Annotated in this window: 12 protein-coding genes; 2 read left to right on the top strand and 10 right to left on the bottom strand. The window is 73.2% G+C overall.

From position 1 onward, the window contains the following. Positions 1–72: 72 nt before the first annotated feature. Both LG395_RS08250 and LG395_RS08255 read right to left on the bottom strand, forming a co-directional pair. The gene (locus LG395_RS08250; RefSeq protein ID WP_171155289.1) at positions 73–972 is read right to left on the bottom strand and encodes an alpha/beta fold hydrolase; all 900 of its coding nucleotides are present in this window, start codon (positions 970–972) and stop codon (positions 73–75) included. Positions 973–1,243: 271 nt separating this feature from the next. Then, positions 1,244–1,936 carry an iron-dependent transcriptional repressor DtxR gene (locus LG395_RS08255; protein WP_014673345.1) on the bottom strand — a complete coding sequence of 231 codons (693 nt, stop codon included), beginning with the start codon at positions 1,934–1,936 and terminating at the stop codon, positions 1,244–1,246. Between the two features lie 250 nt (positions 1,937–2,186). On the opposite strand from LG395_RS08255, the gene LG395_RS08260 reads away from it, so the two are divergent. Next, the gene (locus tag LG395_RS08260; protein WP_225808945.1) at positions 2,187–2,942 is read left to right on the top strand and encodes an SIS domain-containing protein; all 756 of its coding nucleotides are present in this window, start codon (positions 2,187–2,189) and stop codon (positions 2,940–2,942) included. Positions 2,943–2,958: 16 nt separating this feature from the next. Here LG395_RS08260 and LG395_RS08265 read toward each other — a convergent pair whose 3' ends face one another. The 3 genes from LG395_RS08265 to pdxH form a co-directional block, all read right to left on the bottom strand. Beyond that, positions 2,959–4,368 carry a PAS domain-containing protein gene (locus LG395_RS08265; protein ID WP_225808946.1) on the bottom strand — a complete coding sequence of 470 codons (1,410 nt, stop codon included), beginning with the start codon at positions 4,366–4,368 and terminating at the stop codon, positions 2,959–2,961. A 110-nt stretch (positions 4,369–4,478) separates the two neighbouring features. Then, positions 4,479–4,937: a GNAT family N-acetyltransferase gene (locus tag LG395_RS08270; RefSeq protein WP_225808947.1), complete on the bottom strand. Its 459-nt coding sequence runs from the start codon at positions 4,935–4,937 to the stop codon at positions 4,479–4,481. A gap of 334 nt (positions 4,938–5,271) precedes the next feature. Continuing rightward, a complete protein-coding gene (pdxH, locus tag LG395_RS08275) occupies positions 5,272–5,958 on the bottom strand; it encodes a pyridoxamine 5'-phosphate oxidase (RefSeq protein WP_225808948.1) in 687 nt (228 codons plus the stop codon). A gap of 176 nt (positions 5,959–6,134) precedes the next feature. Between pdxH and LG395_RS08280 the strand changes: the two genes are divergently transcribed. Beyond that, positions 6,135–7,235: a citrate synthase 2 gene (locus LG395_RS08280; protein WP_171155279.1), complete on the top strand. Its 1,101-nt coding sequence runs from the start codon at positions 6,135–6,137 to the stop codon at positions 7,233–7,235. Positions 7,236–7,284: 49 nt separating this feature from the next. Here LG395_RS08280 and LG395_RS08285 read toward each other — a convergent pair whose 3' ends face one another. From LG395_RS08285 to LG395_RS08305, 5 genes are all read right to left on the bottom strand, one after another. After that, positions 7,285–8,310 (bottom strand): isopenicillin N synthase family dioxygenase, encoded by a 1,026-nt coding sequence (locus LG395_RS08285; protein WP_225808949.1) that lies wholly within the window; start codon positions 8,308–8,310, stop codon positions 7,285–7,287. Positions 8,311–8,562: 252 nt separating this feature from the next. Continuing rightward, on the bottom strand, positions 8,563–9,168 hold the full coding sequence (locus LG395_RS08290; RefSeq protein WP_171155276.1) for a TetR/AcrR family transcriptional regulator: 606 nt from the start codon (positions 9,166–9,168) through the stop codon (positions 8,563–8,565). Continuing rightward, complete coding sequence (locus LG395_RS08295; protein WP_225808950.1) at positions 9,156–9,902, bottom strand: enoyl-CoA hydratase family protein; 747 nt, start codon at positions 9,900–9,902, stop codon at positions 9,156–9,158. Before LG395_RS08295 ends, LG395_RS08290 begins: the two co-directional genes overlap by 13 nt. Further along, positions 9,899–11,467: a 4-coumarate--CoA ligase family protein gene (locus LG395_RS08300; RefSeq protein ID WP_225808951.1), complete on the bottom strand. Its 1,569-nt coding sequence runs from the start codon at positions 11,465–11,467 to the stop codon at positions 9,899–9,901. The genes LG395_RS08295 and LG395_RS08300 overlap by 4 nt, the downstream gene beginning before the upstream one ends. A 113-nt stretch (positions 11,468–11,580) precedes the next feature. Continuing rightward, positions 11,581–12,744 carry an acyl-CoA dehydrogenase family protein gene (locus tag LG395_RS08305; RefSeq protein ID WP_171155270.1) on the bottom strand — a complete coding sequence of 388 codons (1,164 nt, stop codon included), beginning with the start codon at positions 12,742–12,744 and terminating at the stop codon, positions 11,581–11,583. Between the last annotated feature and the right edge of the window lie 2 nt (positions 12,745–12,746).

Here is a 12,746-nt window from a genome sequence, read left to right on the forward strand (position 1 = left end):
GGGGCGCGGGGAACTGCGCGATCGGCCGGTGACGGCCCGCAGCCGCCGGTGAGAGAACGACCCGGCAGACGCTCAGCCGCTCAGCCGTTCAGCCCCGGGCAAGCCGTCGAGGAACGGCGAGACGGCCGCCCGCCAAGCCACCGGCTGGTCGTAGTGGGCCAGGTGTCCCGCGTCCGGGACCTCCGCGTACTGCCCGCGCGGCAGCACCCGCACCATCTCCTGGGCCTCCGCCCGCCCCAGCTCGCCGTCCACGCCGCGCACCACCAGCGTCGGGCACCGCACCTGGGCCAGCTCCTCCCAGTGGGCGTCGTGGACCCACGTCTCGCGGGAGCTGAGCATCTGTTCGGGGTCGAAGACGGGCCGCCAGCCGTCCTCGCACTCGTGCATCACCTCGGCGTAGAAGGAGCCGCGGGCGGGGTTCGGGCGCTCCACCCAGGGGTCGTCCTCGCCGAACCACTTGCGGACGTCGGCCAGGCTGGCGAAGGGGACGGGCCAGGACCGGAACCAGTCGGCCCACTCGCGCTGCGAGGCCCCGCCGAGGGCGGAGGCGCGCATGTCGCAGATGATCAGGCCGCGCACCAGATCGGGGCGCTTCGCGGCGAGCTGCCAGGCGGTCAGCGCGCCCATGGCGTGGCCGATGAGCAGGACGGGGGCGAGACCGAGCTGCTCCACGGCGGCCTCCGCGTCCTCGACGTAGGCCTCGCGGGTGTACGCGGCGCGCGGGGGCTTCTCACTCTGGCCGTGGCCTCGCTGGTCGAGCGCCACGGCGCGGTGGCGGCCGGCGAGCCAGCGGGCGGTGGGCGCCCAGTGGGAGGCGCGGCCCATCAGACCGTGGAGTAAGAGGACGCCCGGAACGCCCGGGTTCGCCTCGCCCTCGGCATCCTGATCCGCCGCCGGTTTCGGAGGGTCGGCGAACTCCCAGGCGGCCAGGCGCACCCCGCCCGCTCCCGTCACATCGATACGCCGTGCCATCTGACCTGGCCCCCCAGCTCCGCCGTCCTCGTCGTCCAGCTGTTTCAGGCTATCGAATACCTATTCGAAAATTGCTTCTCCGCGGACAACACCCCTCATTTGAGTGACACCCCTCAGGGAATGATCGCCTCAGCCGAGGGGATGTTCTCTGGCGGGAGGCGGACCGCTCGGGGAAAAGCCGGTCCGAGGGGATGACCCTGAGAGCTCGGGGCTCCGGGTCAGCACAGGGGAGGACAGGCCCCGGCGCGCAAGCGCCGGGGCCCTCTCCGTCTCAGCGCTTGGCGACGAACACGTGGGAGGCGGTGTCCGCCTCCAGTTCGGCCGCCTCGCCGCCGCTGCCCACCAGCACGCCGCCGGGCGACTCCGTCACGCTCACCACCGAACCGGGCTGCACACCCGCGCGCCGCAGCGTGTACATCAGCTGCGCGTCCGTCTGGATCGGCTCACCGATACGACGGACCACGACCGTCTTGCCGTCCGAGCCCGGGTCCAGATCGGCCAGCGACACCATGCTCTCGTCCAGGAACGGGTCCGCGCCGTCCTTCTCGCCCAGCTCCTCCAGGCCCGGGATGGGGTTGCCGTACGGCGACTCGGTGGGGTGCCGCAGCAGCTCCAGCACACGGCGCTCGACGGCCTCGCTCATCACGTGCTCCCAGCGGCACGCCTCCGCGTGCACCTGCTCCCACTCCAGGCCGATCACGTCGACGAGCAGGCACTCGGCCAGACGGTGCTTGCGCATCACGCGGGTCGCCAGCCGGCGGCCCTCGTCCGTCAGCTCCAGATGCCGGTCGCTGGCCACGGAGACCAGGCCGTCGCGCTCCATCCGCGCGACCGTCTGGCTCACCGTCGGTCCACTCTGGTCCAGCCGCTCCGCGATGCGGGCGCGCATGGGCACGACGCCTTCCTCTTCGAGTTCGAGGATGGTGCGGAGATACATCTCCGTGGTGTCGATCAGTCCGGACATACGTGCCCCTCGATTACCTCTGCCGGCAGCCGGCCGCGTGCGCTGGCCCTGGCACCAATTCTGCCGGATCCCACTGACAAGCGGGCGGCACCGGGAAAACGGGGCCGGGTCGCGGGTGCCGGGGCGGTCCCGGGGGCGGACGCGGGTGGAGTCCGCGCCGCCTTCACGGTGGTCCGCCCGGCCGTATTGACACCGCACTGGTCCAGACCGCACGGTGATCCGCGACACAGACGCTGCGAAGGGGCACCGCATGAGCGACGGCACGCCTGCCGACCTGTTCTTCGACGCCGCCATCGGCCTGCTGCACCGGGTCCGCGACGAGGAGGCCGGGGCGATCACCGCGGCCGGCACCCTGCTCGCCGACACCGTCGCGGCTGGTGGCCGCCTGTTCGCCTTCGGCGCCGGGCACTCCTCCCTGGCCGCCCAGGACGTCGTCTACCGCGCGGGCGGCCTGGCCCTGATGAACCTGCTCGCCGTCCCCGGCGTCGTCGGCGTCGACGTCACCCCGGCCACCCTCGGCTCCGCCCTCGAACGCGTCGACGGCCTCGCGAGCGCCGTCCTCGGGACCTCGCCGCTGCGCGCCGGTGACGCCCTTGTGATCGTCTCCCTGTCCGGCCGCAACGCGCTGCCCGTGGAGATGGCCCTCACCGCCCGCTCCCTCGGCGTGAGGGTCATCGGCGTCACCTCGGTGGCGTACGCCTCGCAGACGACGTCCCGGCACTCCTCCGGCACCTTCCTCAAGGACCACTGCGACGTCGTCCTCGACTCGAAGATCGCCGTCGGGGACGCGGAACTCACCCTGGACACCATCCCGGCCCCCTTCGCCCCCGCGTCCACGGTCGTCACCAGCGCCCTGATGCAGGCCGTCATGGCGACCGCCGCCGCCACCCTCGCCGACCGTGGCGTCGAACCCCCGCTGCTGCGCTCCGGCAACGTCGACGGCGGACACGACTGGAACGCCCGGGTGATGACGGAGTACGGCGACCGGATCTTCTACCGGCACTGACAGCGCCCCGCGGCCGTCAGCCGGTGCGTTCCTCCGGCCGGCCGCGCAGTGTGTCCGCCAGGTCCAGTGCCGTCGCGATCCGCACGGCCACGTCCTCCGCGTACGCCGTGTCGGAGCGCTCGAAGCGGCTGCGGCCGGACCCGCGCAGGAACGTCACGACGCCCAGCGTCCGGCCCCGGCTGCGCAGCACCGCGCACAGGGCGTGCACCGCGTCGCCGGGCCACTGGCGCTGCGACGCCCACTCCCGCGCCCGCTGCGCGGAGACCGGTCCGGCGTCCGCGCGCACGGTGCCGCCCCGCTCCACACACCTCAGCGCCGGGTGGCCCTCCGGGTAGCGCAGCGGAAGCCCGGCCGCGCCCGTGAACAGACTCGGGCCCGGCGCCCCGGCGGGCGTGGCCGCGAGCCGTACCAGCCGTACCGGACCCGGGCCGCCGGCGTCCTGCGCGCGCGGGTCCGCCACCCGGTCGACGAGGGCATGGTCGGCGAAGCCGGCGAGGGCGAAGTCCAGGTGGACGGTGGCCGCCTCCGCCGGGTCCTCGCACTCGGCCGCGGCCCGCGCCGCCCGGTGCAGCTGATTCGTCCGGAACCGCAGCAGGGCCGCCTCCTGCTCCCCCTGCTTGGCCTCGGTGACGTCCTCGAACAGCCACCCCACGCCGAGCGGCACCGGCTCCTCGGCGAGCGGCGAGGACAGCCGCAGGAACCCGCTGCGCCAGCAGCGCCGCTTCTCGCCCTCCGGGGCGCGGACGGTCACCCACATCTCGGCCGGGGCCGGCGGCGCGCCCTCGGCGAGGACGTGGGTCAGCGCGGCCTCCAGCTCCTCCACGCCCTGGGCGAGCAGCTCGCCCAGCGGACGTCCCAGCACGGACGTGCGCCCCACTCCCAGCGCCCGCGCCGCGTGCGCGTTCACCAAGGCGGGCCGCAGGTCGGCGTCGACCAGGACGACCCCCCAGGACGCGTCCTCGAACAGCGCCTCGCTCAGCGCGATCGACCGCTCCAGGTCGATCTGGGCGTGCACCTCGCTGAACGCGCAGTACACCCCCGCGGGGGTGCCGTCGGGTCCGCGCACGGCGGCCGACTGCGTGCGCACGAGCACCCGTCCGCCGCCCTTGGTGACCAGGGCGAACTCGTGCACCTGGCGGCCCGGCGCCCGCATCGCCGACATCAGCCGGGCCTGCACCTCCTCGGCGTCGGCGCTGCGCACGGCCCAGCCGGCGAAGCCGCGCCGTCCGACGGCCTCGCCGGCCGTCCAGCCGAGGATCCGCTCGGCCTCCCGGTTCCAGTGGGTCACGACCCCGTCGGCGTCGAAGGCGCACAGCGCCGCGTCCATGCCGTCGAGCAGCGCGGCGAGCAGGTCGGAGCCGCCGGACTCACCGGGCTCGTCCGGCCCCAGCTCGTCAGTGGTCCCACTCCGCCGCGAAGCACTCACCTGGACCCCCTGGAGACCGCGTCCGCACACGCACGCTCGGTTCGCTCACTTCCCCTCATTCAACTGGAACGTGACACACCCCACACCCTGTTCCCGCAAGATTGCGGGGATCAATGCCGAGGGCCGCCCGGTGAGAGCCGCAGGTCCACCCACTCGTCGCGCTCGCCGTCGAGCACATACCGGTCGATCTCCGCATACCCGTGCCGCTCGGCGAACCGCAGCCCGTCCTCGTTGACCGCCAGCACGCACGTCTCGACGCTCTCCGCCCCCAGCAGGCGCGCGTGGGCCAGCGCCTCGTCGTGGATCGCCGTGCCGAAGCCCCGCCGCCGGAACCCGGGCAGCACGCGCGCGATGACGGTCGCCACCTTCCGCTCCCCCGCCGGCGGACGCACGGTCGAACACCCGACGAGCACCTCGCCGAGATACGCGTTCGCCAGCCGGTACCGCCCCTGCCGCTCGCGCGCCTCCTGCGCGGACATCGCGGCGGGCGGCACGACCGCGTTGTGGACGTGCCGCCACTGTTCGAGCATCCCGTCGCCGTCGACGCCCGCTATTCGAAGATCCGTCACGCGAGCACCTATACCAGCCGCCGCGCCGGCCGGCGGGCGGCGCGGGAAAAAAACAGTTGAGCCCGTCGCGGCGGTTTCCTAGGGTGTCGGTTACACGAGAAGGGAGGTGGTTCGGCAGATGTATGAGAACCGGACGCGTGAGGTGGCTGCGGGCTAGCGGCCCGTCCCCACACCATGTGCGGTGCCGGACCAGCACGCGAACAGTGCGTGCAGCCGGCCCAATCCCAAGCAGTCACCCGACCCGCGGGCTGCCGGTACGTCCGGCCGGCTCCTCCTTGAGGAACCCAGCCCGCGGGTCGTCTGCGTTCCCGCCCGTGTCCGCCGGGCCCCCGGCTCAGGGGCTGAGGCGTTCGACCTTCCAGGTGCCGTCCGGCCGGGCGACGTAGCGCAGGCGGTCGTGGAGGCGGTTCTCGCGGCCCTGCCAGAACTCGATCGTCTCCGGGGTGACGCGGAAACCGCCCCAGTGCGGGGGGACCGGGACCTGTTCGTCCTCCGGGTAGCGGGCCTCCAGCGCGGCGTAGGCCGTGTCCAGCTCCGTGCGCGAGCCGATCACCGAGGACTGGGCGCTGGCCCAGGCGCCGAGCTGGGAGCCGTGCGGGCGGGTGCGGAAGTAGGCGGCGGTCTCGTCGCGGCCGGTGCGCCGGGCGGTGCCGGTGACGATGACCTGGCGGGCCAGCGGGTGCCAGGGGAAGAGCAGCGCGACGTGCGGGTTCTGCGTCAGGTCACGGCCCTTGCGGGAGTCGTAGTTGGTGAAGAAGACGAAGCCGTCGGTGTCGTACTGCTTCATCAGCACCGTGCGTGAGCTGGGGCGGCCCTCGGCGTCGGCCGTGGAGACGACCATCGCGTTGGGCTCGTACAGCGTGCCGTGCAGGGCCGCGCGGGCGGCGTCCTCGAACCACCGGGTGAACTGGTCCATCGGGTGGGTGGCGAGGTCCTGTTCGGCGAGGCCGTCGGCCCGGTACTGCTTGCGCATGGCGGCGGGATCGAGGACGGGATCCAGGAGCGGGTCACGGTCGGTCACGCGGTCATCCTGCCGTATCGAACGGGTATGGCACTCAGTGTCGCGTGGTCTCCCCATCTATGGCACCGGGGGTTATCGTGCTGCTCCCTTTGCGGTTGGGTTGACCACGGGTGACCGCCGGCAGATCGGGGCATCACCGGGGTGACCGCCGCCCGCACATCACGAGGAGCCGCCTGATGTCCGACTTCGTACCCGGGCTCGAAGGAGTCGTCGCGTTCGAGACGGAGATCGCCGAACCGGACAAGGAGGGCGGCGCCCTGCGCTACCGGGGCGTCGACATCGAGGACCTGGTCGGCCACGTCTCCTTCGGCAACGTGTGGGGGCTGCTGGTCGACGGCGCCTTCAACCCCGGTCTGCCGCCCGCCGAGCCGTTCCCGATCCCCGTGCACTCCGGCGACATCCGCGTGGACGTCCAGTCGGCGCTCGCCATGCTCGCCCCCGTGTGGGGGCTGCGGCCCCTGCTCGACATCGACGAGGGGCAGGCCCGGGAGGACCTGGCGCGGGCCGCGGTCATGGCCCTGTCGTACGTCGCCCAGTCCGCGCGCGGCCAGGGGCTGCCGATGGTGCCGCAGCGGGAGATCGACAAGGCGAACTCGGTCGTGGAGCGGTTCATGATCCGGTGGCGGGGCGAGCCGGACCCCAAGCACGTGGCGGCCGTGGACGCCTACTGGACCTCCGCCGCCGAGCACGGCATGAACGCGTCCACCTTCACCGCCCGGGTCATCGCCTCCACCGGCGCGGACGTCGCCGCGGCGCTGTCCGGGGCGGTGGGCGCCATGTCCGGGCCGCTGCACGGCGGCGCGCCCTCGCGCGTGCTCGGGATGATCGAGGAGATCGAGCGCACGGGGGACGCGGAGGCGTACGTCAAGCAGGCGCTCGACCGGGGCGAGCGCCTGATGGGGTTCGGGCACCGGGTGTACCGGGCCGAGGACCCCCGGGCCCGGGTGCTGCGGCGTACGGCGAGGGAACTGGGGGCGCCGCGGTTCGAGATCGCCGAGGCGCTGGAGAAGGCCGCGCTGGAGGAGCTGCACAACCGGCGGCCGGACCGGGTGCTCGCCACCAACGTGGAGTTCTGGGCTGCGATCATGCTGGACTTCGCCGAGGTTCCGGCGCACATGTTCACGTCGATGTTCACGTGCGCCCGTACGGCCGGGTGGTCGGCGCACATCCTCGAGCAGAAGCGGACGGGGCGGCTCGTGCGGCCTTCTGCCCGGTACGTGGGGCCGGGGCCGCGTCGGCCCCAGGACATCGAGGGGTACGCGGACATCGCCCACTGAGAGGGGTGGCCGGGGCGCGTGGGCACAGCCCCGCGCCCCAGGGGGTCGATCACGCCGGGGTCAACAGGTTGCCGTGGTGTCGCCGCGCCACCAGCGGGTGGGCCCTCAGCTTGCCCTTGAGTTCGTTGTAGCCGTACTCGGCGTACAGCGGGTTCGCCGGATCCGTCGTGACGCCGGGGGCCTTCGCCGCGTGCGGGAAGGGGAGCGGCTCGATCCGCGCGTCCAGGCGGGGGTTGTAGAAGAACGGGACCGAGAACCGCTCGGTGGCGCCGGGCGGGCTGACGACCCGGTGGTTGGTGGCCAGCAGGTAGCCGTTGGTGGCGACCTCCAGGAGTTCGCCGAGGTTGACCACGAACGCGCCCTCGATGGGCGGGACGTCGTGGAAGCGGCCGTCCTCGCGCTGCACCTGGAGACCGCCGACCGCGTCCTGGAGGAGCAGGGTCAGGAAACCGTAGTCCTTGTGGGCGCCGACGCCCTGGCCGGTGCCGTCGTCCGCGCTGCCGGGGTAGCGGACGAGCTTGAGGTGCGGGTGGGCGTGGTCGCCGAAGACCGGGTCGTAGAAGCCGGCCGGGGCGCCGATGGCGGTCAGCAGTTCCCGCAGGAGCCGGTGGGCGACCCCGCTCAGCTTGTCGATCCAGGCGAGGGCGGCCGTGCGGAGTCCCGGCAGGGCGTCCGGCCACTGGTTGGGACCCTGGAGCCACCAGTACGGCGGCTCGCCGGGGCCGGGGACACGGGCGGGGCGTTCGGCGCCGATGTCGAGCTGGTCGCGCCAGTCGCGGGCGCCGCCGGTGCGCTCGTCGCCGGTGCGGGTGTAGCCCCGGAAGTGCGGGGAGCCGACGTTGTCCAGGGCGAGCCGGTCGGCCTCGGGGAGGGCGAAGAAGGCGCGCATGGCGGTGAGCAGCGCGTCGGTCTCCGCGCGGGTCACTCCGTGGCCGACGAGCTGGAAGAAGCCGACGTCGTGGGCGGCGCTGTGCAGCTGGGCGTGGAGCAGGGCGCGGGCCTGCGGGTCGCCGTCGGCGGCCGACAGGTCGATGATCGGAAGCTGGTCGTACGACGTCACTGTGTGCGTGGTCATGATGCGTCCGCGGGGTGTACGGGGCACGGGTGACCGCCGAGGGATGGTGGCGGCCCCCGGGGTGCCGGAAAAAGGGAGGAAGAGAAGAAGGGGGCTGGTCAGGCGGACAGGCGCCGACAGCCCATGCTCGTGACGCGCACGTAGTCCACGTGGCGGCGGCGAACGAGCATCGGAAGCATGGGCCAAGGGTAACGCGCCCCCCTGGCGGCGCCGTCGGCATGATCCCGGGCCGGGCCTCGGCCCAGCCCGGCCTCAGCCCAGTGCCTCCTCCAGCAGCGCCGCCCACTGGGCGACGACCCGTTCGCGGCGGGCGGTGTCGTCGGTCAGGAGGTTGGCGAGGCCCAGGCCCCGGGCCATGTCCAGCAGGCCTTGGACGGTCTCGCGGACGCCGGGGCGGGACTCGTCGGCACGCAGGAGGTCGACGGCGATGCGGTGGGTCTCGCGGCCGACGCGGGCCTCCAGCTCGGTCACGCGCGGACGCAGCGGTTCCTCGTCGGAGGCGGCGACCCACAGGTGCAGGGCGGCCCGGAACAGGGGGCCGGTGTAGAGGTCGACCAGGGCGGACACGACGGCACGTCGGTCGGCGGCGCCGTCCGGGAACAGGGCCCGCAGGGCGAGGGAGCGTTCCTCGGAGACGTACTCGACGGCGGCGGTGAAGAGGTCTTCCCTGGTCGGGAAGTGGTGCTGGGCGGCGCCCCGGGAGACACCGGCCCGCTCGGCCACGACGGCGACCGTGGAGCCCGCCCAGCCGCGCTCGGCGAGGCAGGCCACGGCGGCTTCCAGGAGCCGCTGCCGGGTGGCGCGGCTGCGGTCCTGCTTGGGCACGCGCTCCCGTTCCGTCGTCCTCACACCACCCATGCCGCATCACGTCTTTCCAGGAAGGCCGTCATCCCCTCCCGGGCCTGGGAGGAGGAGAACAGCCGGGCCGAGAGCGCGGTCAGCTCGGCCGCGTCCCGGTCGAATGTCTCCAGCACCCTAGCCGTGAGCAGCCGTTTCGTCTCGGCCAGGGCCTGCGGACAGGAGCGGCGCAGGCCGTCCAGGACGGGGGCAAGGGCGTCGTCGACGTCGTCCGCCGCCACCGTCAGCAGGCCCAGGCGCACGGCCTCGGCCGGGCCGAGGCGTTCGCCGGTGAGGTAGTAGCGGGCCAGGGCGCGGGGGTCGGTGCGCGGGATCACCGGCAGGGAGATCACGGCGGGGGCCACGCCGATGCGCACCTCGGTGAAGGCGAAGGTGGCGCCGGCGGAGGCGACGGCGATGTCGCAGGCGGCGAGCAGGCCGAGGCCGCCTGCGCGGACATGGCCGGTGACCCGGGCGACGACGGGTTTGGGCAGTTCCACGATCTGCCGGAGCAGGGCCACCAGGGCGTCGGGGTCGGGCGGGTCGCGCAGGTCGGCGCCGGCGCAGAACGTCGTACCGGTGTGGGTGAGGACCACGGCCCGTACGTCCGGGTCCTCGCCGCAGTCGGTCAGGGCCTCGGCGAGTTCCGTGACGAGTGCGGCGGACAGGGCGTTGCGGGTGCCCGTGGAGTCCAGGCTGAGGGTGTCGACGGCACGCGCGCGCGTGCGGCCGATCCGTGCGGTCGGGTGCGTCACGTGTGCTCCCTGAGCTGTCGGCGCAGGATCTTGCCGGAGGCGGCGCGGGGGACGGTGTCGATGAAGGTGATCCGGCGGACGCGTTTGTACGGGGCGACGCGTTCGGCGACGTACCGCAGGACGTCGTCGTCGGTCAGGCCGTCGGCGGTGGGGGCGCGGACGACGAAGGCGTGCGGGACCTCGTTGCCGTCGGCGTCGTACGTGCCGATGACGGCCGCGTCGGCGATCTCCGGGTGGGTGAGCAGGAGCGCCTCCAGTTCGGCGGGGGCCACCTGGAAGCCCTTGTACTTGATCAGTTCCTTCACCCGGTCGACCACGAACAGCCAGCCGCCGGCGTCGACGTGGCCGACGTCCCCGGTGTGCAGCCAGCCGTCATCGTCGATCAGCGCGGCGGTGGCGTCGGGGCGGCCGAGGTAGCCCTTCATCACCTGGGGGCCCCGGATCAGGATCTCGCCGGACTCGCCGGTGCCCAGGTCCCTGCCGGGGTCGTCCAGGGAGACGATCCGCATCTCGGTGCCGGCGATGAGCCTGCCGACCGTGCCGGCGGGGGCCTCGCGCAGCCGGTCCAGGGGGACGACATGGGTGCCGGGGGACAGTTCCGTCATGCCGTACGCCTGGCCGATCGGGGGCAGGCCGAGGCGCTCGGCGCACGCGACGGCGAGCCGGGCGTCCAGCGGGGCGGCGGCGCTGATCACGTACCGCAGCGAGGAGAGGTCGTAGCGGCTGACCGCCGGGTGCTTGGCGAGGGCGAGGACGATCGGCGGGGCCACGTACAGGCCGGTGATGCGGTGCTTCTCGATCGCGGCGAGGAACGTCTCCAGCTCGAAGCGCGGCAGCACGACGACCGTGGCGCCCTTGCGCAGGGGCGCGTTCATCAGGGCGGTGAGGCCGTAGATGTGGAAGAACGGCAGGACGGCGAGGATGCGGTCGCCGGGTCCGGCCGGGACGGCGGGCTCCAGCTGGGCGAGGTTGGTGGCGATCTGCCGGTGGGTGAGCATGACCCCCTTGGGGGTGCCGGTGGTGCCGGAGGAGTACGGCAGCGCGGCGATGTCCTCGGCCGGGTCGATCCCGGTCTCCGGCTCGGGGGCGGTGGTCGCGAGCAGGTCGGCCAGCGAGCGGTGGCCGGGCGCGCTGTCGCAGACGAGGATCTCCCGTATGCCGCCCGCGAGTTCGGCGGCCCGGCGGGCGGTCTCCAGCAGCGGGGAGACGGTGACGATCCAGCGGGCCGCGCTGTCGCCGAGCTGCCGGGCGAACTCCTCGGCGGTGGCCAGCGGGTGCACGGTGGTGACGGCGGCGCCCGCGCGTGTCGCGGCGTAGAAGGCGGTCGGGAACGCGATCGTGTTGGGGCTGTGCAGGGCGAGGACGTCGCCCTTGCGGACACCCGTCTCGGCGAGGGCGGCGGCCAGGCGCCGGTGGAACCGGTCCACCTGCTCGTACGTGAGGGTGGTGCCGTCCGTGCCGTCGATGAGGGCCGGCTGGTCGCCGAAGTCGGCGGCCCGGCCCAGGACGGCGTCGTGGATGGGGAGTTCTACGGGCGGAACGTCTGCGTACTCGCTGCGGAACACGGTTCCTCCTCGCACAGGGCGCCTAGGGTCTTCCGTCTGGATCAGGCCGGATCAGGCCGGATCAGGGAGCGGTGCCGGGGCTCGCGAGCCCGGGGTGATCCGAACGGAAGGTCCTAGTACGACTTGGGCAGGCCCAGGGTCTGGTGGGAGACGTAGTTGAGAATCATCTCCCGGCTCACCGGGGCGATACGAGACACGCGCGCGGCCGTTATCAGCGAGGCGAGCCCGAACTCGCGCGTGAGCCCGTTGCCGCCGAGGGTGTGCACGGCCTGGTCCACGGCCCGCACGCAGGCCTCGCCCGCCGCGTACTTGGCCATGTTCGCGGCCTCGCCCGCGCCGATGTCGTCACCGGCGTCGTAGAGACGGGCCGCCTTCTGCATCATCAGCCGGGCCAGCTCCAGGTCGATGTGCGCCTGCGCCAGGGGGTGCGCGATGGCCTGGTGGGCGCCGATGGGGGTTTTCCACACCGTGCGGTCGCGGGCGTACGCGACGGCCTTGGCGAGCGCGTACCGGCCCATACCGATGGCGAACGCGGCGGTCATGATCCGCTCGGGGTTGAGCCCCGCGAAGAGCTGGAGGAGCCCCGCGTCCTCTCCCTCGCCGACGAGCGCCCCGGCGGGCAGCCGTACGTCGTCCAGGACCAGCTCGAACTGCTTCTCGGCGGCGTTGAGTTCCATGTCGATCGGGCGTTTGCGGAAGCCCTCCGCGTCCGTCGGGACGATGAACAGGCAGGGCTTGAGGCGTCCGGTGCGGGCGTCCTCGGTACGGCCGACGATCAGCACGGCGTCGGCCATGTCGACCCCGGAGATGAACACCTTGCGGCCGGTGAGCAGCCAGTCGGCGCCGTCCCTGCGGGCCGTGGTGGTGATGCGGTGGCTGTTGGAGCCGGCGTCGGGCTCGGTGATGCCGAAGGCCATGAGGCGGCTCCCCTCGGCGAGTCCGGGGAGCCAGGCCCGCTTCTGCTCCTCCGTGCCGAAGCGGGCGATCACCGTGCCGCAGATCGCCGGTGAGACGACCAGCATCAGCAGGGGGGAGCCCGCGGCGCCCAGCTCTTCGAGCACGATGGAGAGTTCCGCTATGCCGGCGCCCCCGCCGCCGTACTCCTGCGGGAGGTTGACGCCGAGGTAGCCGAGCTTCCCCGCCTCGCTCCACAGCTCGGTGGGCGGCTTGCCCTCGGCGACGGTGCGGGTGAGGTAGTCGCGGCCGTAGCGCTTGCCGAGCGCGGCCACCGCCGCGCGCAGGGCCTTGTGTTCTTCGGATTCGACGAGGGTGGTCATGC

Source organism: Streptomyces spinosus, from assembly GCF_020400655.1.
Lineage (GTDB): Bacteria > Actinomycetota > Actinomycetes > Streptomycetales > Streptomycetaceae > Streptomyces > Streptomyces argyrophylli.